The 21,856-nt window shown below is 39.2% G+C and carries 11 protein-coding genes; 10 read left to right on the top strand and 1 reads right to left on the bottom strand.

Features of this window, described 5'->3' with window-relative positions:
* The first annotated feature begins 48 nt into the window (after positions 1-48).
* The 10 genes from J0A69_RS03090 (at position 49) to J0A69_RS03045 (ending at position 18,626) form a co-directional block, all read left to right on the top strand.
* Positions 49-1,662 (top strand): Ig-like domain-containing domain, encoded by a 1,614-nt coding sequence (locus J0A69_RS03090; protein WP_206585043.1) that lies wholly within the window; start codon positions 49-51, stop codon positions 1,660-1,662.
* Between the two features lie 448 nt (positions 1,663-2,110).
* Complete coding sequence (locus J0A69_RS03085) at positions 2,111-3,865, top strand: AMP-dependent synthetase/ligase (protein ID WP_206585042.1); 1,755 nt, start codon at positions 2,111-2,113, stop codon at positions 3,863-3,865.
* A 275-nt stretch (positions 3,866-4,140) separates the two neighbouring features.
* The gene (locus J0A69_RS03080) at positions 4,141-4,611 is read left to right on the top strand and encodes a MarR family winged helix-turn-helix transcriptional regulator (protein ID WP_206585041.1); all 471 of its coding nucleotides are present in this window, start codon (positions 4,141-4,143) and stop codon (positions 4,609-4,611) included.
* A gap of 45 nt (positions 4,612-4,656) precedes the next feature.
* The gene (locus tag J0A69_RS03075) at positions 4,657-7,062 is read left to right on the top strand and encodes a 3-hydroxyacyl-CoA dehydrogenase/enoyl-CoA hydratase family protein (RefSeq protein WP_206585040.1); all 2,406 of its coding nucleotides are present in this window, start codon (positions 4,657-4,659) and stop codon (positions 7,060-7,062) included.
* A gap of 48 nt (positions 7,063-7,110) precedes the next feature.
* The gene (locus tag J0A69_RS03070) at positions 7,111-8,286 is read left to right on the top strand and encodes a thiolase family protein (RefSeq protein WP_206585039.1); all 1,176 of its coding nucleotides are present in this window, start codon (positions 7,111-7,113) and stop codon (positions 8,284-8,286) included.
* Between the two features lie 42 nt (positions 8,287-8,328).
* A complete protein-coding gene (locus J0A69_RS03065) occupies positions 8,329-10,122 on the top strand; it encodes an acyl-CoA dehydrogenase family protein (protein ID WP_206585038.1) in 1,794 nt (597 codons plus the stop codon).
* Between the two features lie 122 nt (positions 10,123-10,244).
* Positions 10,245-11,924, top strand: coding sequence for a PQQ-dependent sugar dehydrogenase (locus tag J0A69_RS03060; protein WP_206585037.1), 1,680 nt, complete (start codon positions 10,245-10,247; stop codon positions 11,922-11,924).
* Positions 11,921-13,204: a serine hydrolase domain-containing protein gene (locus J0A69_RS03055; RefSeq protein WP_206585036.1), complete on the top strand. Its 1,284-nt coding sequence runs from the start codon at positions 11,921-11,923 to the stop codon at positions 13,202-13,204. Before J0A69_RS03060 ends, J0A69_RS03055 begins: the two co-directional genes overlap by 4 nt.
* A gap of 17 nt (positions 13,205-13,221) precedes the next feature.
* Positions 13,222-15,669, top strand: coding sequence for a hypothetical protein (locus tag J0A69_RS03050; protein ID WP_206585035.1), 2,448 nt, complete (start codon positions 13,222-13,224; stop codon positions 15,667-15,669).
* Positions 15,670-15,812: 143 nt separating this feature from the next.
* Positions 15,813-18,626: a PQQ-dependent sugar dehydrogenase gene (locus tag J0A69_RS03045; protein WP_206585034.1), complete on the top strand. Its 2,814-nt coding sequence runs from the start codon at positions 15,813-15,815 to the stop codon at positions 18,624-18,626.
* 116 nt (positions 18,627-18,742) lie between these two features.
* Here the strand turns inward: J0A69_RS03045 and J0A69_RS03040 are convergent, their stop codons facing one another.
* The gene (locus tag J0A69_RS03040) at positions 18,743-21,748 is read right to left on the bottom strand and encodes an AsmA-like C-terminal region-containing protein (RefSeq protein WP_206585033.1); all 3,006 of its coding nucleotides are present in this window, start codon (positions 21,746-21,748) and stop codon (positions 18,743-18,745) included.
* Between the last annotated feature and the right edge of the window lie 108 nt (positions 21,749-21,856).

Genomic DNA, 21,856 nt, shown 5'->3' with positions numbered 1-21,856 from the left:
CTCCTTGCTCTAATCTTGCTATACGCATGTGCTAAACAAAGTACCCCTATGGGTGGCCCAAGAGATGAAGATCCACCTGTGGTTTTGGAAATGTACCCAGCAGATCAAAGCTTAAATCAAAATCCAGAGGAAATTCTCATCGTATTTGATGAATATATCAAACTTGATAATCCTAATAAAAACATCATCATCACTCCAAAATTGGATAAGGATGAATTGATTGTGACTTCTCTGAAAAACACGATAAAAATCGAATTAAATCAGGAATTAGAAGATAACACAACTTATGTTTTCAACTTCCAAAAATCAGTAGAAGACTTATCGGAAGGAAATCCAACAGAAAACCTCAAACTAGTTTTCTCCACTGGTGATTCTATTGACAGTCTCACATTCAGCGGCACAGTTAATAATTATTTTCCGGAAAGAGGTTTTGAATACGAGAATGTGATAGTAGGTCTCTATGAAAAAAATGATACCACGGATTTATTTACTGCCCAACCTTACTATCTCTCTCAAGCTGATTCCTTAGGCAAGTTTATGATAAGTAATATCAAGGCCGGTGATTACCGAGCCTATGCCTGGAATGATCAAAACAACACACTAAAAGGTGAGTATAAAAGTGAGATTTATGACTTCATCTTAGATACAATAAGCATCACTCAAAATATAGATGGAGTAAATTTTAACTTGTCCAAAGCAGATCTAACAGAATTGAAACTTACAAGATCTTCGGCAGCAGGTTCAAATTACGATTTGGTTTTCAACAAAGATCCATTAAATATCGAGCTGAAAAATGAATTGTTGGGCCAAGACATATTCTATACTGTAGGTGATAAGCGAATAACTCTTTATTCTAAAGAGACAAAAGCAGATAGTCTACTATTTGAGATAAAAGCACAGGATTCTTTAAGCTTTAAAGTTGATACAGCTATCTATGCCAAATTTCCTGAATCAGAAAGACGAAAAGAAGATCTGACTTTCACAGCAAACTCGGGGAAAAACTTCTACCAAGATTTATTGATAGAATTAAGCTTCAACAAACCAGTGATGGATATCAATTATGATTCTCTATTTGTCTCCTATGATACAGCTTCGTTCATTCAGATAAATCCTGAAATGGTTCGAATGGAAGATTCTTTAAAAAGAGATAAGCTACAGATCATATTGACCATTCCAGATACCCTTTCTAAGGAGATTTTCACAATAAAAGCAGCTGATTCCACTTTTTTGGACATAGAAAATCAATATAATAAAGCAGTACTTTCAGCAAACTATCGAAAATTGAAAAGAGAAACTTTGGCAGATAAATTATCTGGAACAATCACTGGAGCAAAAGGTCCTTTCATTATCCAATTGATTGATACAAAATCACAAATAAACAAAGAACTCTACCTTTCTGAGGGAAATGCATTCACACTTACATTGATTGAACCCGCAACCTATAAAATTCGGGTTATAGAGGATTCAAATGGAAATAGACGCTGGGATCCAGCCAATTTCAAAGAGAAAAGGCACGCAGAAAGAGTGTTTTACTTTATTGACCCGAAGACCAATACTCAGGATATAATTGTCAAGGCAGGTTGGACAGTTGAGGACGTTTTGATCAAAGCAACACCTCAAACGGGATTGCAAAACAGCGAAATTACTCCTGTTGATAACTGAGGAAAACCTGTGGAAAAAGGTTGATAAAATCAGGAAAAAAATCATGTTATCCCCTTTCTCAAATCTGATAAAATCTAAAAAGCAGAATTTGGGGATAAGTGAAAAACTATCCACAGAAGACAATCAAGTAATCCACAGCCTCCTTACCAACAGTTGAAAAAGCTGAAAAAACCTGCTATTCGTGGATAAAAAAACATACCTCTCTTTTTCAACAAGTTAGATGTGGAAAAACATGGTATAAGTAAAGGATAAGTAATCTATAACGTTTAGGATAAAGTGGAGAAACCAAAAAGTAAGGCTTGTCCACAAATCCACAGAGCTAATAACTGTAATAGATTCTTTTTTTAAATAATATATAAATACTATTAAAAGGTGGACAATGTGGATAGCTTGAGGAAGCTGTTGATTTTTTAATTAACTTAAATATCCTAAACCCAAAAATCCAACCATGATCTTAAATCGATTATTTGATCTTATTCCTTATCAGATCAGTCAATACGATAAAGAAGTAGCCTTAGCTTTTAAAGAAAATGATAGCTGGCAAACTTATTCTTCCCGGAAGATCAAAGAAATTGTAGACAATCTAAGCCTGGCATTTTTAGAATCCAGTATTTCTAAGGGCGATAAAGTGGCCATTATTTCTCAGAACCGACCAGAATGGAATTTTGTAGATCTTGCTTTGCAGCAAATAGGAGCTATCTCTGTTCCGATGTATCCAACCATAACTGTAGAGGACTATAGGTATATTTTTGAGCATGCAGAAGTAAAAATGGTTTTTGTTGGAGATGATGAAATTCTTGAAAAAGCCATTTTAGCTGCAGATGAGATAAAGATTTTTAGTTTTCATCATTCGGATAAAGTTAGCTTTTGGAAAGACTTTATGGAAACCGGGCAAAACGGAGATTTGGCAATTTTAGAAAAGTCCAAAGAAGCAGTTAAAAAAGACGATTTATTCACGATTATCTACACCTCTGGCACGACTGGTAGACCCAAAGGTGTCATGCTATCCCATGATAATGTTTTCAGTAATTTATTGGCTGTAGCGGACCGACTCGTAATGCAAAAGGGGAACGCCAAAGTGCTAAGCTTTCTTCCTCTTTGTCACATTTTCGAGCGTACTGCCTCATTTTGTTATCTCTATCTGGGAATTTCAATTTATTACGCAGAGAGTTTAGAAAAAATTGGAGATAACCTCCGTGAAATCAAACCTCATGGATTCAATACAGTGCCTCGTCTTTTGGAAAAAATCTATGATAAAATTGTTTCAAAGGGATACGAGCTAAAGGGAATTAAAAAATCACTTTTCTTCTGGGCTTTGAATTTAGGCAATCAATACGATCCCAATTTAGATCAGGGAGCTTGGTACAATTGGCAACTAAAAATTGCTAATAAGATCATTTTCAATAAATGGAGAGAGGCTTTAGGTGGTGAGATCATTCAGATTAATTGTGGTGCTTCCGCTTTGCAGCCCCGATTAGCCAGGGTTTTTTGGGCGGCACGAATTAAGGTTTGCGAAGGATATGGTCTTACAGAAACTTCACCGGTGATTTCATCTTCTATTTGTAATTCCTCAGAAATCAGAATTGGCTCCGTGGGTAAAATCATCAAAGATGTGGAAGTCAAAATCGCCTCGGACGGTGAAATCCTCGTCAAAGGACCCAATGTGATGCAAGGATACTACAAACAGGATGATATAACCGCAGAGGTACTTCAAAATGGCTGGTTTCATACAGGAGATATCGGTGAGTTGGATGGAGAATATTTAAAAATCACTGACCGTAAAAAAGAGATGTTTAAAACCTCCGGTGGTAAATATGTCGCTCCGCAGGTTATCGAGAATAAAATCAAAGAATCTACGCTGATCGATCAGATTATGGTTGTTGGAGAAAACAAAAATTATCCAGCAGCTTTGATCGTACCGAGTGAGGAAGGATTAAAAGAATATTGTAGGCATAAAGGCTTTCCATTTACAGAAATGAGCGAAATGGTGGAAAAACCTGAGGTTATAGCAAAATATGAGCGGGTGATTGAGGATATGAATAAATACTTTGCGAAATGGGAAACCATTAAAAGATTCAAACTATTACCCCGTGCCTGGACCATAGAAACTGGCGAGTTGACTCCCACTATGAAATTGAAAAGAAAAATGATTCTTCAAAAGTATCAAGCTGATATAGAGAACATGTATCAGAGTCAATCTTGAATTGATTCAGATCAAATAATTCAATTTCCTGGTTCTACAATCCAATCCTCGATATTTGGATAAATCCAAAACATCATTTGGAAAGAGACAGATAAATTAAATTTTATTCTGATTTATTGTTTTTTATTCCCAATTATCAATTTTTTAATGGGAGAATTCTGGAATTTACCACTTTTAATTTGTGATGCATGCATAACTTTTTCATCAATATAGTATGCATGCATACAAAATTTTCGTTACATTAGAAGTACTTAGAATTGGATAAAAACCGAAGTATGAAGCGAGAAGAGACAGTCGATTATCACATTAAAAGTGCCTGGCATGCCATTTCCAGAATGTATAATCAAAAAGCAGCTGGAGAGGATTTTACCACCGCGATCGGTTTTGTGTTGATCAACATCAATTCGAAGGAAGGAACACCTGCCACGAAAATTGCTCCGATGATGGGTCTAGAGACAAGAAGCTTGACCCGCATGTTGAAAAACATGGAGGAGAAGGGTCTCATTTACAAAAAACCCGACTTAGTAGATAAAAGATCCGTTAGAATATTTTTGACAGAGGAAGGAAAACGCAAAAAAGAAATTTCTGTCAACACCATCCGTGAGTTTAATGAGCAGATCAGAGAAGTGGTCAGTGAGGATGAGTTAAAAAATTTCTTTAAAGTCTTCGAAAAAATCCAGTTGGTCATTGATCAAGTCCAATCTGAAGGCTCAGAAGAAATCAACAAGATCATATTTGAATTATAAGCCAATCTTTATTTACAACCAATAACTACCGAAAAACCCAAAAAGATGAAAAGAACCATAAAAAATGTCGCCATTTTAGGTTCAGGAGTGATGGGATCCAGAATTGCCTGTCACTTTGCGAACATTGGTGTGCAAGTACTTTTATTAGACATTGTTCCTTTTGAGCTCACAGAAGATGAGCAGAAAAAAGGCTTGACCAAAGAACATCCGGGAGTAAGAAATAGAATCGTCAATACGGCTCTTCAAAATACTTTGAAATCCAATCCTTCACCGATTTATGATAAATCATTTGCCTCCAGAATCACAACTGGAAATTTTGATGATGATTTACCAAAAATCAAAGATTATGATTGGGTCATGGAAGTGGTTGTCGAGCGACTGGATATCAAGCAGTCACTTTTTGAAAAAGTAGAGAAATACAGAAAGCCTGGAACAATAATCACTTCCAATACTTCCGGTATTCCGATGCATATGATGTGCGAAGGAAGATCAGAGGATTTCCAAGTGAATTTTGCCGGAACACACTTTTTTAACCCACCACGTTATCTAAGACTCTTGGAAATTATTCCTGGACCAAAGACCAATCCAGAGATAATTGATTTTCTGATGGATTATGGTGATAAATTCCTAGGAAAAGAAACAGTGCTCTGCAAAGACACACCTGCATTTATTGCCAATAGAATCGGTGTTTATGCGATCATTTCAGGAATGCATGCCATCGAAAAAATGGGATTGGGCGTTTCTGAGGTGGATAAACTTACTGGTCCTGTCATCGGAAGAGCTAAGTCGGCGACTTTCCGGACTATGGATGTTGTCGGCTTAGATACGACTGTGAATGTGGCCAATAACCTTTATAAAGCTTTGCCACATGATGAGTCTAGAGATAAGTTTAAACTTCCAAAAATTGTAGAGGTCCTTTACAATAACAAATGGTTTGGTGATAAGACCGGTCAGGGTTATTTCAAGATGATTCGTCATAAGGACGGCACCAAAGAACTGAAGGAAATCGACTTTGAAACTTTCGAATACAAGGATGTAGAGAAACCAAAATTCAAAGCGCTGGAAGCTTCAAAGGAAATTGAAGACTTGAAAAAAAGGATCAAGTTTTTGGTAAACTTTGATGACAAAGCTGGAGAATTTTACAGAACCTCTTTCTACGATCTTTTCAAATATTGCTCGAATAGAATCCCTGAAATTTCAGATGAACTTTACCGTATTGACCAAGCCGTTTGTGCTGGTTTTGGATGGGAATTGGGTCCATTTGAGACTTGGGATGTCTTAGGAGTAAAAGAGACTGTTGAAAAAATGGAAGCTGCCGGTGAAAAGGCAGCTGCTTGGGTTCACGAAATGCTTGAAGCAGGCAATGAATCGTTTTATAAAGTCATCAATGGCAAAAAACATTATTACGATATCCCTTCCAAAAAATACCTAGAGATTCCAGGAATTGAGGAATTTATCATTTTGGATACTTTAAAGTCTGCAGGTAAGAAACTCTGGGGCAATGCAGGAGCCACTGTTTATGACATGGGAGATGATGTCATTGGCCTGGAATTTCATACCAAAATGAATTCCATGGGAGCTGAGGTTATTGAAGGTATCAATACAGCCATCGGAATGGCAGAAAAATCCTACAAAGGATTGGTGATTGGAAATGAAGGAGCCAATTTCTCTGCAGGAGCTAATTTGGGCATGTTGTTCATGTTTGCAGGTGATCAGGACTTTGATGAAATCAATTTGATGATTGCCCAATTCCAAAACACCATGATGAGAGCTAGATTCTCATCCATCCCGGTAGTAGTTGCTCCACATAACATGGCATTGGGTGGCGGATGTGAACTTTCACTTCATTCAGATCATGTGCAGGCACATGCGGAATTATACATGGGATTGGTAGAAGTTGGAGTGGGATTAATTCCTGCTGGTGGCGGAACCAAAGAAATGACGCTTAGATTTTCCAACAGTCTGATTGATGGAGATGTAGAATTGAATCAGCTGCAGGAGTACTTTATGAATATAGCCATGGCTAAAGTTTCGACTTCTGCACAAGAGGCAAAAAATCTTGGCTATTTGAGGAAGAGCGATGGCATTACTTTGAATAGAAAAAGACAATTAGCGGATGCAAAAGCTAAAGTTTTATCGCTTTATGAAGAGGGATATACCCAGCCAATTGAGCAAAAAAACATCAAAGTTTTAGGTAAATCTTCTTTGGCGCTATTTGAAGCAGGTATAACAGGGATGCGTTATGGCGCATACATTTCTGAGCATGATGCCAAAATCGCTAAAAAATTAGCTTGGGTAATGTCAGGTGGAGATCTGTCATCTCCAACAGAAGTTTCAGAGCGCTATTTATTGGATTTGGAACGAGAAGCATTTTTGAGTTTGACAGGGGAGAAAAAGACCCTTGAGCGAATTCATAGCATTCTATTCAAGGGTAAACCTTTGAGAAACTAAAAAGAAAAGCGCATCACGTATCTCAAAAATCAAAAAAACGCAATAAACATGGAAGCATATATAGTAAACGGATATAGATCAGCTGTTGGAAAAGCAAAAAAAGGGGGCTTTAGATTTTATAGACCTGATGATTTGGCAGCGGATGTTATCACACATCTGATCGCCAATACACCAGGACTAGAAACAAAGCATGTTGACGATTTGATCGTGGGAAATGCCGTTCCCGAAGCGGAACAAGGCATGCAAATGGGAAGAATGATTTCCCTTTTGGCTTTGGGAATTGAAAACCCTGGATTCATCATCAACCGATATTGTGGATCAGGCATAGAAGCTATTGCTTTGGCAGTGGGTAAAATCAAAGCAGGAATGGCGGATTGTATCATCGCAGGCGGAACGGAAAGCATGTCGCTTGTTCCAATGATGGGTTATAAAACCGCTTTGAATTATAAAATCGCAACTGAGCATCCATCCTATTACATCAGTATGGGATTGACTGCAGAAGAGCTAGCCAAAGAATATGGAATCACACGTGAAGAGGCAGATGCTTTTTCAGTGAAATCCCATGAAAAAGCTTTGGCAGCGATAGAAGCCGGAAAATTCAAAGATGAAATAGTGCCTATAGAGGTAGAAGAAACCTATTTGGATGAAAAAGGCAAAAAGAAAACCCGAAAATATGTAGTCGATACAGACGAAGGCCCCAGACCTGGAACCACCATGGAGGTTTTATCAGGATTGAAACCTGCCTTTAAAAATGGAGGTCAGGTGACTGCTGGGAATTCCTCCCAAACTTCGGACGGAGCTGCTTTTGTCGTGGTGATGTCAGAAAGATTGATGAAATCCCTAAATCTTGATCCTGTCGCAAAACTTCTATCCTACAGTGTAGCAGGTGTCGACCCAAGAATCATGGGTATTGGTCCAAAAGAAGCTGTGCCGAAAGCCTTGAAACAAGCTGGACTTACGCTGAATGACATTGATTTGATTGAATTGAATGAAGCTTTTGCAGCACAGGGATTGGCAGTAATCAAATCTTTGGATATGAACCCTGATATCGTCAATGTAAATGGCGGTGCAGTTGCTTTGGGCCATCCACTTGGATGTACCGGAGCGAAGCTTTCAGTACAGATGTTTAACGAGCTTCGAAGACAAAATAAAAAATATGGCCTCGTAACAGCTTGTGTTGGAGGAGGTCAGGGAGTAGCTGGAGTATATGAATTATTGAAGTGATTTCCGGCTAAATAAAACCTATAAAAAGAAAACACCATTCTTATGGCAACGATAACAAAATCAATTAAAGGAGGAGAATTCCTCATCCGTGAGACATCTGCTCAGGATGTATTCATACCTGAAGAATACACCGAAGAGCAAAAAATGATGGCTCAAGCTTGTCAGGATTTTATTGATACCGAAATCACCCCAAATATCGAGGAGATTGACAGTATGAAAAATCCAGATCTGGTTCCTTCAATTTTCAAAAAAGCCGGGGAACTTGGTCTTTTGGGCATTTCTGTTCCTGAGGAATATGGAGGAATGGGAATGAATTTCGTCACCTCTATGCTGATCGCAGATATCATCGGGGCAGCGGGATCATTTTCTACCACCTATGGGGCACACACTGGAATCGGTACTTTGCCTATTTTATACTACGGTACGGAGGAACAAAAGCAAAAATACCTTCCCAAACTTGCCACTGGTGAGTGGGCAGCTTGTTATTGCTTGACAGAACCTGATGCTGGATCTGATGCGAATAGCGGGAAGACAAAGGCAACTTTGACAGAAGATGGGAAACACTATCTGATCAATGGACAAAAGATGTGGATCTCCAATGCGGGATTTGCTGATCTCTTCATTGTTTTTGCAAAAATAGAAGATGATAAAAACCTTACCGCATTCATCGTCGAAAAGACTTTTGGTGGTATCACCATGAATGAGGAGGAGAAAAAGATGGGTATTAAAGGTTCCTCAACCCGTCAGGTTTTCTTTAATGACTGCAAGGTTCCTGTGGAAAACATGCTCTCCGAGAGACAAAACGGATTCAAAATCGCTGTCAATATTCTGAATATTGGCCGAATCAAATTGGGTTCAGGGATCCTTGGAGGCACAAGAACTGTCACAACTAGATCGATCAAATATTCTACAGAAAGAAAACAGTTTGGAGTAAGCATCAATACTTTTGGTGCAGTCAAATCAATGCTAGCTGAAATGGCGATTCGGACCTATGTTTCGGAATCCCTTTGTTACCGGGCCGGACAAAATATCGAAGAGCAAATCAATGCATTTATTGCCGAGGGAATGGATGAAAGTGAGGCAAAACTCAAAGGAGTTGAGGCATTTGCAATGGAATGCGCAATAGCAAAGATCCATGGTTCCGAAGTGTTGGATTATGTTGTGGATCAAGGAGTGCAGATCTATGGAGGAATGGGTTATTCCGCAGAAGCTCCTATGGAAAGAGCCTATCGAGATGCCCGAATTGCCCGAATCTATGAAGGCACCAATGAAATCAACCGTATGCTCATGATTGGTATGTTGCTTAAGCGGGCGATGAAAGGTGAAATCAATTTATTCGAGCCTGCCATGGCTGTATCAGCAGAGTTGACATCAGTTCCTTCTTTTGAAACAATCGATACTTCCGAGCTTTTTGCCTCAGAAAAAGAAACTATTAAAAAGCTGAAAAAGGTGTTTTTGATGGTAGGAGGAAAGGCAGCGATGGCACTTCAGGATAAAATTGAGGATGAACAGGAAATCATGATGAATCTTGCTGATGTTATGATTGAGATTTATGCAGCCGAGTCAGCCATTCTGAGAGCCGAAAAATTGGTTGGTATCAAAGGAGAATCTGCATGTACCCATCAAATCGCCATGTGCCAAGTTTATTTGGCTGAAGCAGTGGATAAAATCAATTCGGCTGCCAAAGAAGCAATTGCAAGTTTTACCAAAGGCGATGAACAAAAAGTAATGCTGATGGGATTAAAGCGATTTACCAAGGCGGATTTAGTCAATACCAAAGCCTTGAGAAGACAAATAGCCGATTATATGATCGAGCAAGGAAAATACCCATTTTAACTAAACAGGGATTAATTGGGGAAACCTCTGGTACGATGTGCCAGAGGTTTTTTTATTTCTAAAACCAGACAGAAAAACAATATTTTTTTCGGTATTTAACAAAAACCCCCAAATTAGTATCGATGAAAAACCGAATTAACCTTGTTGCAGTACTTTTTTTACTGTTTGCCTTCTCTTGTTCAGAACCAGAAACAAAAGAATTTGGAGTAACTATCAGTCAAGATGTAGATCAAATTAAAGCTGGAAAAGTTCTTTTTGATCAGAATTGTTCAACCTGTCATAACTTTAATGAGAATGCGATTGGTCCTAATCTTAGTGGGGTTACTCGTCAGGTAGATACAGATTGGATCAAAAGATTTATCAAAAATCCCTCAGAGTTTTTTGAAGCAAAGGATGAAAGAGCAGAAAGGCTCTTGGCTGTTTATAAAACTCAAATGCCGGCGTTTCCAAACTTTTCTGAATCTGATCTGAATTCAATCCTGAGCTATCTACACACTTTCGAAACCCTGCCGCTGGAAATTTTGGGAGATACTACCTCTAACTTAATTCCAGAGAAAATTCAGGATTCAGGAATCAAATTTGAATTGGAGTTTTTTGCCCAGTTACCTGCTTCAGATACAACTCCAGCTTTAGCCAAAATGACTAAAATGGAGCCTATTCCTGGTACAAATCGCCTAATGATCAATGACCAGCGCATAGGAATCTATGAGTTAGTAGATCAAAAACCGCAACTCTATTTAAATCTATTAGAGCAAAGACCTGACATGGTGAGTAAGCCAGGTTGGGCAACAGGTTTGGGAAGTTTCACTTTTCATCCGGAGTTTCTTGAAAACGGTCTATTCTACACTGCACACACTGAGCCGGGAGGAACAAAACCTTCAGATTTCGGCTATACAGACAGTTTGAAAGTTTTTATGCAATGGGTTCTGACCGAATGGAAAGCAGAATCTCCTAGTTCCAAAACTTTTGAAGGAACCAGTCGAGAAATTCTTCGCATTGATAACGCCTCTCAAGCGCATGGAATGCAGGAGCTAACTTTTAATCCAAATTCTAAAAAAGGAGATGATGATTTCGGATTACTTTATATCGGATATGGGGATGGAGGTACAGTAGAAAAGAGATTTGCCTATATCTCCGACCATGGAGGAAGCGGAATTTATAGCAGTATTTTGAGAATTGATCCAGCTGGGAACAACAGTGCCAATGGAAAATATGGAATCCCAACGATTAATCCATTTTCAGGCGATCAAGGAAAAGCTGGTGAAGTCTTGGCTTATGGTTTCCGTAATCCAAATAGGATTTTTTGGGATGAATCAGGGAAATTATTTGCAACTGATATAGGACAGCACAGCATAGAAGAGATCAATCTGATTGAGCCAGGAAAATTTTATGGTTGGCCTATCCGAGAAGGAAGATTTATGATAAATCCATTCGGAAGCTTCCGGACTCTTTATCCTTTGCCTGCGGACGATGATAAAAAGGGCGTCACCTACCCGCTTATTCAGTTGGAGCATGATGAAGCCGTAGCAGTTATTGGAGGTTATTTTATTCCAGATGGGAAATTAAAAGGGAATATAGTGTTTGGAGATATTCCAACAGGTAGATTGTTTTTTGCTGATTTGGATCAGAATCCAAATCCAGAGGTGAAAAGTATGAATGTCGTTTTTGAAGGCAAAGAAACGACTATGGAAGAAATAGTAGGCGGTCGTGTGGACTTGAAATTTGGTATTGATGCGGAAAAACAAGTTTACATCATGAGTAAGAATCAAGGTATAATCTATAAAATCGTCAATACACTATGATTAAGTCATCGAAAACCCTTCTTGGAATCTTTGTAGGTTTTGCTTTCCTCTTTAGTTCCTGTACCAAACAAGAAGAAAAAGTAGATTTTGTTGTTGATGAACAAGCTGTTGCCAGATTGGATTCGACTCTGCAAGCCTATGTCAATTCCGGAAACGTAGCAGGAATTTCAGCTTTGATCTTCGAGAAAGATCAAGAAGTTTATTTCAATGCATTTGGCTTTGCTAATAAAGAGAAGAATATCCCGATGGATCGGAATACCATCGTGCAGATTTACTCTATGACAAAACCAATCACTGGAACTTCTTTGATGACTTTATACGAAGAAGGAAAATTTCAAATGGATGATCCTTTGGAAAAATATGCTCCGGAGTTTGCCAACATGAAGGTTTACCAAGGGGTGGATGAAAATGGAGAAATGATCTTGGTGGATGCGGATAGACCTGTTACCATTCGGGACATCACCAGACATACAGCCGGGTTTCCTAATCGGGACAATATCCCAGGTTTGAGTGATGTGATGAAGGAAAAAGATGCTAGGAGTTATGAAAATACCTTGACCGTCATGGCCGAGAAAATCGGCAGCACACCCCTATGGTTTCAACCCGGAACTCAATGGGAATATGGTCAATCTGTAGACGTGCAGGCATTTTTGGTGGAAAGAATTTCCGGAATTCCTTACGAAGAGTATGTTCAAGAGCATGTTCTTGGACCTTTACAAATGAACGATACCCGTTATGTGGTCAAAGAAGAAGATCTAGGAAGGTTTTCTGCAGCTTACCAGCGAACGGGTGAGGGACAATTGACGCAAATGCCGGATTCCTCAGCACATGCTTTCAATTTAAAAAAATGGCCTTTAACTCCGGGAGGATTTGGATTGACATCTACGCTGGATGATTACATGACCTTTGCTAGAATGCTTGTTAATAAAGGCACTCTTGATGGAACTACAATTCTGAAACCAGAGACCGTAAAATTAATGGCAACCAACCATTTACCAGATTCTGTGACGGAAAGGTCCTGGCTTCCAAGCAAAGGAAGAGTTGGGTTTGGGATTGACTTTGCCGTTCGGACAGATCCTCCGGCTTCACCCGAAGAAATGAATGGCGTAGTCGGTGAGTTTTTCTGGGATGGAGCAGCTTCTACCCTATTCTGGGTTGACCCAGTTAATGAACTGACTGCCGTGATGTTTGTACAGCTTTTTCCTTACGATGGAATCAGTCTTCATAAAAACTTTAGAGATGCTGTTTATGGCAAAATTGCCCTAAAACCTACTCAATAGAACAAAATCAAATGAACATGAAGAAATTTTTTAAGAAAGTTGGAACTTGGATTAAAGGGAAACTAAACCTCATTAAGCCAGGTACTTTTGCCATTAAAGGAGCTGCAATCGGACTTTTGATTTTGACTTTGATCGTCTTCTTGATTGAGGTAATCGGAATGTCGATCAACTTTAAAGACTCTTGGCTTTTGGTTTTTGGGCTTTTGATCTTGATCGCAGTGACACTGGTTTCTTACCTCTCAGTGAAACTTATCAAATTGATTTTTTCAATTCCCCCACTTTACAAACGAGTATTGATTGCAAGTTTCATTCTGTTAACGCTTGTCAGATTTGGAGATGATCGATATGTAATTTTTATGATCTTGGTTTTTTCCCTTTTTGGAGCTGGGATAGCCATGTTTTGGAAAGGACATTTTAAAAAACTAAGCACTCCAAAGAAAGTTGTTTCGATTTTAGGTTTTGCAGTTGGGATAGCTGGGATTGGCTTTTTGATCTATTTTGGAAGTATTCGGGGATTAGAAATCGATGAACAGATCAATGCAGCGAAACTTACTGAAGATAAAGTTTCACAAATTGAAGCACCTGCCCCTTCAGCCAATGGAAATTTTCAGATAACCACTTTTACCTATGGTTCAGGCAAGGATATTCGTCGTGAAGAATTTGCAGAAGGAGTCACTTATCAAACCGAATCAGTAGATGGAAGAGCCTTCATAGACAACTGGGCAAAATTCAGTGGTTGGTGGCGAGAAAAGTATTGGGGCTTTGATGAAAAGGAATTACCTCTCAATGCAAGGGTATGGATGCCCGAAGGAACCGGACCGTTTCCATTGGTTTTGGTTGTCCATGGAAATCACCCTATGCAGGATTTTTCAGATCCGGGATATGATTATCTCGGAGAGTTTTTGGCCTCCAAAGGAATGATTTTGGCCTCGGTGGATGAAAACTTTATAAATGGGTCTTGGACAGATCTTTTTGGCCGATTAGAAAAAGAAAATGATGCTCGGGGTTGGTTGTTGCTCGAACATTTGCGCGTTTGGGATGAGTGGAATAAAAATGAATCCCATCCCCTTTTTGGAAAAGTCGATATGGATAAAATTGCGCTCATGGGTCATTCCAGGGGAGGCGAAGCAGTTGGTCATGCTGCCATGCTGAATGCGCTGGAATATTATCCAGATGATGCTTCCATCAAATTAGGGTATCATTTCAATATCAAGGGCATCGTTGCCATAGCGCCGGTAGATGGGCAATATAAGCCAGGAGGATCTGGGACAAAATTTGAGAATGTAAATTACTTAAGTCTCCATGGGGCTCAAGATGCCGACGTGACTTCTTTTGCCGGAGCGGCGCAATATGAGCGTATCAAGTTCACGGATAGTACCTATCATTTCAAATCCTTAATCTACATCTCTGGAGCGAATCACGGACAATTCAACACTTCTTGGGGCGATAACGACATTTTGGCAACTTTCAAGGGAGTTCTAAATCGTGAGCAATTGATGCCGGCTTCCGAGCAAGAGGAAATAGCCAAAGTTTACATTGGGGCTTTTCTGGAGGCAAGCTTGAATCAAAGAGAAGAATATCTCCCATTGTTTTTGGATCCAAGAAAGGGAAAAGACTGGCTTCCAGAGTCTATTTATTTAAGTCAATTTGAAGATTCAAATACTCAAGTTTGGGCAAACTTTGATGAGGACTTTGAGCTTACAACCATAACCACAGGAGGTAAAGCTGATGCGGATAATTTAACCGTTTGGCGTGAAGCGGAGATTGATATGGAGTATGGCAAAAAGGGAAGTCGGGCAGTTTATTTGGGATGGAATTACAAAAAGCTAAATGAAGGAATCGATACCCTATGGAAAGACGGTGCAAAACCCTCCATCCCAGATTCGGTTTTGGCGAGCTATACCATCACGCTGGATTCCATGAGTTTCAGACCGGACTCTACTTCTATTCTGACTTTTTCTTTGGCAGAATCTACAGAAAGTTCAAATCCAAAAAGTGGAGGAAAATGGAAAAATGAAAATGATTCCAATGAAGAAGAAGAGGAATTGAATGAAGAAAAAGAAAATGAGGCTGAGATTGAAGAAAACAATGAAGCTAAGTCAGAGGATAAAAAGGATGAGGAAAAAGAAAAAACACCTGATCCCCCACTGGATTTTAATATAATTCTTGTCGATGAATCTGGTGAAGAAATCAAGTTTCTTTTGTCAAATTTCTCTCATCTCCAGCGGCAGATAAAGTCAAGAGTTTTAAAAATTGACTTTTTGGATAAGAAGGATCATTCCGAGAACATCTTTCAAACTTATGTTTTTGATTTAGAGAAATTACGATCTGAAAATCCAAATTTTACCCCAAGCTTATTAAAAGAAATAAAGTTTGAGTTCGATCAAAATGAAAGCGGTGTAGTCATATTGGATCAGCTAGGGATAACAAAAAATAAATTTGGCAAAGCTTTAAATCATCTCTAATTTTTTATAAAAAACCGGCATTTATCCCATTAAAATACCGTATACCGTAATTTTATTGGTTAAAATTGATCTATTTTGTCAATTTGACAAAATATGGAAAACTATGCGCCCTAGTTTTCTGCAAACCCAAAACCTAACGATTTATGAGCCACTTGGTGAATAATTACTCAAGGACCCTTTCCTTGCTTATCCTTTTGATTTCAATCGGTATTAGTTCCTGTCAAAAATCAGAGCCATTTGATGATCCGAACATCAAGCCAGATGAAAACCGCTTTACAAAAGTTGTGTTGACTGAAGGTATGGACGAACCCATGGAAATGACTTTTCTACCAGGAAAGAGAGTCCTGATTGTGGAAAGAAAAGGGGGAGTCAAAATCCTCGATGAAAACACAGGTGAGATGACCTTGATCGCCACTATCCCTGTAAACACTAAATACACCAACAAAGAAGGCGTAGTTAGAGAAGCAGAAGAGGGTTTAATGGGGGTTATAGCGCACCCAGATTTTGAAAAGAACCATTGGATCTACCTTTATTATGCAGACCCTGTAGATACGCAGCATGTTTTGGCGCGATATGAGTTGGATGGAAATACCTTAAAAGAGGACACCAAAAAGATCTTATTGGTAGTTCCAACTCAGCGTGAAGAATGTTGCCATACAGGTGGAGGAATGGTCTTTGACCAAGAAGGAAACCTTTACCTAACAGTAGGAAATAACACTGTAAATCCTCGAACAGGCTCATCTAACCTTGATGAAAGACCAGGTTTTGAAAACTCTGATGATCAGAGAGCTCCTGGAAATACCAATGATTTGAGAGGAAAGATCCTTAGAATTCATCCTGAAGATGACGGTACCTATACCATTCCTGAGGGAAATTTATTTCCTGTAGGAACTGAAAAGACAAGACCTGAGATCTATACCATGGGACATAGAAATCCATGGAGGCCTACTTTGGATAGTGAAACAGGCTATTTGTATTGGGGAGAAGTAGGACCAGATGCATCTGTCGATTCAATATGGGGTCCAAAAGGATATGATGAATTTAATCAAGCCAAAGGTCCTGGATTTTTTGGATGGCCATATTTCATCGCCAACAACAGACCTTACAACAGACATGATTTGGCTACAGAAACCTATGGAGAGCCTTTTGACGTCAATAATCCAGTCAATGAATCTGTAAACAACACAGGTTTGAGGGAGCTTCCAACCCCAGTTATTCCAGCATTTATTTACTATCCTTATGGAGTTTCTGAAGAATTTCCACTTCTAGGTTCTTCGGGAAGAAGTGCAACCGGAGGTCCTGTTTTTAGAAAGAAAGACTTTTCTAAAGATGCTCCTTTTGTTTTTCCAGCCTATTACGACGGAAAATGGTTGATCGTGGATTTTATGAGAGGTTGGATTATGGCAGTAACGATGGATGAAAATGGAGACTACAAATCCATGGAGCGGTTTCTTCCAGAGCAAAATTTCAGCTCAGCGATAGACATGGACTTTGGTCCTGATGGAGCTCTATATGTTTTGGAATATGGCAGTGCTTGGTTTAGAGGAAACTCCAATTCGAGATTGGTAAAAATTGAATTCAATGCAGGAAATAGAAAACCTAATGTGAATGCCTCTGCGGATGTTTTAGCTGGAGCTGTACCAATCACTTCCAATTTCTCTGCAGAAGGAACCAATGATTTTGACGACTACGACCAAGGAAAGCTTACTTACACTTGGAAAATTACCTCAGATAATGGAGTTAGTGCGGAGCTTGAAGGGATAAATGCTTCTTACACATTTGAAACTCCAGGAGTCTATCAGGTGCAACTTACCGTGACAGATACCAAGGGCGATTCAAATGTCGCTAACCTGAATCTTGTTGCTGGAAATGCACGTCCTGAAGTATCTATTGATTTTAAAGGCAAAAACAGAACATTTTATTTTGGAGAGAACTCTTTGGATTACCAAGTGACGGTAAGTGATAAAGAAGACGGAAGCACAAGTGATGGTTCGATTAAGCCTGGAGAAGTTGCTGTTACATTTGATTACGTTCCAGCAGGATTTGACCCTATCGAAATGGCTTCCAATCAAAGTGGCGCAGAATCAATGGCTGTGTTGAACATTGGAAGAAATTTGATTGAAGCGAGCGATTGTAAATCATGTCACCAATATGATAGCACTTCGATTGGTCCAAGCTATGCTGCAGTGGCTCAGAAGTACCCTAATACTCCAGAAAATGTGAAAATGCTGGTCAGTAAAGTCATTAATGGTGGAAGCGGGGTTTGGGGAGAACATGCGATGAGTGCCCACCCACAATTATCAGAGGCGGATGCTAAAAGAATGATCGATTACATTTTCAGCATGAATGAAGTAACCCCGACTACAGCATCACTACCGTTGGAAGGATCACTAAATCCAGAAATTCCTGAAGGCGAAGATGGACAAGGAGGGTTTCTTCTGAGAGCTTACTATGCAGATAAAGGTGCTGGAAATATTACCTCTTTGGCGGGAGAAGATTTTGTGGCTTTGAGAAACCCATTCTTGGACCCTCAACTTTCAGAAGATAGAAAAGGCGTTCAATTGCTGACTACTCCAAGTATTAATTTCTTTATGGTGGGAGATCAGTCTTTCATAGGATTTAAGGATCTAGATCTGACAGGAATCAAAGAAATAACCTTATATCTCGGAATCAGCGACAGAGTAGGCGCCAAAGGAGCATCTGTAGAAATCCGATTGGATTCGCCTACCGGGCAGGTTTTGGGAGAGACTGAAAAAGTTACTTCCGCACCAAATGGTGGGTTTAGACCTCCTGCAGGAGTTTCTAGAAAAGAATGGATGAGACAAAATTCTGCGAAACCAACTGCAACTTTATCAGCGGTTGATGGGAAACATGATATTTATTTTATATTTAAAAACACAGATGCTAAGTCAGAAGAGATTTTAGTTTCTGTGAATGAAATAGAGTTTAAAAACTAGTCTCTTTAGAGCCTTTTCTCAAATATTAATCTTGGAAAGGCGAATGAAACTGTGGTTTAAAGATACAAACCCGGAATAGCCAAGTCCCGAACCGAAAGGTCCGGGGCTTTTTTTTGCTAGTTGTTCACCACTTTTGTGGTATCTGGTTTAGTTGTTTCTTTAGGTTTTGGGAAAAACCCTTTTAATAATTTTTTGGCTTCTTCCACAGCTTTGTCCTTAGTGACATCAGCTTGTTTTTCTAGTTCTTTCTTGACGCTGTCCTGAACAACTTCTGCTTTCAATTTCATTTCTTTTTTGATACTATCCTGAGCAGCATTGAATTGTTCGGTTGCTTTGGATTGCAATGCTTGCGTCTCCCCACTTACTCTTGCTTTGAGCGCATCTGCCAATAAAGTTTCTATGCTGTTTCCACCAGCAAGGGTAATTTTTGGTGAATTATAGGTCCCGGATAGATTAAGTGCAACTGGGATTTTGGTGTTTTCATCTACAGCAGTTCCTGTCAGACTTGCTAATAAATTGTTGGCCTGCGAACCAAATTTACCTGCCGGCACCTGTAGGTTTAGCAAGTAATTAATCGATCCATCAAATCCTGCAGATCCTTGCACATTAGCTTCGTAATCCCAAAGCTTGACATCAAAAGGTTTGACATCCATCACCCCATTATTGATTGAAATAGGAATGGAAATATTCTTCAATTGTAAGGTATTGACATCTTTCAAGCGTGTCAGGCTTGTGATGCCTTCTAGTATTTTACTGTCTTTCAAAGCAGTTTCGGCCACTTTAAGAAGTCCATTACCATCAAGACTAGCTAGCAAAGGCATCATATCCTGACCAAGAATACCTGAAAAATTTAAAGTGGTATTGAATTTCCCCGTTAGGTTTTGGGCGATTGGAGCAAATGCTTTGACAGTATTGAAAGATCGGAAAGCCTCAGCTATGCTCAGTTCAGAAATGTCCAAGCTGAAATTGAATTTTGGAGCAGATAAATCTCTCGGATCATAATTACCAGCCAATCCAATTGTACCTCCCATGGTTTTCATCGATGCATCTGAGAAAGTCAAAACACCATCTCTTAGAGTCATATTCCCTTTCATGTCCTTTAGATTTAGATTATCATAAAGAACTTCATTGGCTGCCACTGACATGGTGAAATCAATGTTTTTAGGTAGTTCTATCACTGTCATTTCTGAAGCTACAGTGTCTGCCGATGCATCTTCTGTCATCCATTCATTGGCGTTGAATCTAGGACTGTTCAGCACCAACTGACCTTTGAGTGTACCCTCGTCAGCCAATAAATAATTCATGTAGTTGGATATAGTACCTGTAGCTTTTACGTGGCTTTCTCCCAACTTGGAATCCAGTTCTGATAGAGAAATATTGTCAGGGTTAAAAGTTGCTTTTGCAGTGAAAATATCCACTCCTTGGGGGACATCAGCAGAGACGAATTTGAAATTCGAAACATCCATCGTACCACTTGTCTGTAGCTGATTATACTTTTCGGCCTCAATTGCTGCGTAGGACCCTTTTGTCAGAATATTTGCATTGATTCTGCCTTCCATGTCCATTCCTTCCATCGGGAAAATTGCCATGAGCTTTTTCAGATCAACGGAGCCTATAACTTCTCCATCCCAAATCAACTGCTCAAAATCCCTGATTTTCAGTTTTCCATTGATTGCTTCTTTTTCCAGTTCAAAACCGAATTGGCTCAGATCAACCAAGAAATCATTCATTTTTCCACTGCTATTCAAAATGGAAGCATTGACGTTTAAATTTTCAATCGGAGCGGGGTAATCTTCACTTTTCACATAGCCATTTGCCAGCAATAATTTGGCATCAATGGTAGGAATCACTCCTGCAATGGAATCATACCTTCCTTTTGCCAAAGCATTCACATCCAGTGTTCCTTTCAGATTCATCCCTTCAATTGGAAAAATAGAAGTCAACTCCTCCAAGTTTAATTTTCCTTTCAAAGCAGCATCTATCGTATATGTCACCAAATCGGATAGGTATAATTTTCCAGAAAGAGGGTTACTACCAAAATCAAGATTGAAAGCAGGAATGGCAATGCTGGTATTGTCCAAGTTGTCTGTTTCATTTTTTACCTGCATGTCTAGATTGACATTTTTGACTGGGCGAGGTAAATCAGGATATTGAAACTTCCCATCAGCGACTTTCAATGAGACATCAAAAGACGGGAATTTGGTTTCGTTGTAAATTCCTTTTACCGAACCATTAAAATCCATGGTTCCGGAAGTTTGTAGGCTGGAAAAACTCTCAGAATAGATTCCAGGAACTAAGGAAAGTAGGCTTTTAAACTCATTGTCTTTGCCTCCAAAGGTTAGGTCAAGCTCGATATCATCTGTAGGCATGGCTAAAAAGCCTGTCAATCCGAATTTGAAATCGTTAAGCAGGAAATCTCCATCACTTACAGAAAACTTCATGTTTTCCATATCGATATTCAGCAGCGTCTCACCTGAAAAATTCTTGTTGGTTAGATAACTCGTGCCTTCATAGGTAATATCCGCTATCAAAGCCTCCAGCTCAATCGGTAATTCATAGACATCTGCAGTAAACTCACCGTTTCCGATGGCATTTATTCCACCTAGAGCCATGAAGTAATCAAGCTGTCGGTCATCATACACCACGTTTAGATCATTTACCTCAATTTGGTCTACTCCTATTCGCATATTGCTTTCGGTAGATTCTGTGGTGGTTTCCGATGGATAAGTAATATCATAATTTGCACTTCCGTCTTCAAGAACTTTGATGTAAAGGTTTCCTCCATTCAAGTGAACTCCCGTCAGAGTAGGGTATTCGTCAAAAAGAACTGACTTTAGATTAAAGTCGATCTGAAGTTCTCGAAGGGAAACCAAGGTATCTCTCTCAAAAGGAGCATTGCCTACTATGTCAAGGTCTTTGACATTAGCAGAGATATTCGGGAATCTTCTAAAAAAACTTAAGCTGATGTTATCTACATCATAAATCACCTTTGCATTCACGGATTGGGCAATTTCTTGGTCAATCCGGGCAGCGATTTTATCCTTAAAAAGGAAGGGAAGCGCTATTGCAGCTACTAAAAAGAAGAAGAAGACACCTAATGTGATAAATATTATTTTTTTCATAATCAGTCTAATTGGGGAATAGGGCTTAAAAATGCCATAATTGGCAGATTGGCCTATCACGGTTATCTACGGAATAAATTCACGTAAGGGCTTATAATACAACAAGAT

The sequence above is a fragment of the Algoriphagus pacificus genome (assembly GCF_017254845.1).
In the GTDB taxonomy this organism is placed as follows: Bacteria; Bacteroidota; Bacteroidia; order Cytophagales; family Cyclobacteriaceae; genus Algoriphagus; species Algoriphagus pacificus.
The sequence above is the reverse complement of the archived record's forward strand: the minus strand, read 5'-3'. Positions and strand labels throughout refer to the sequence as shown.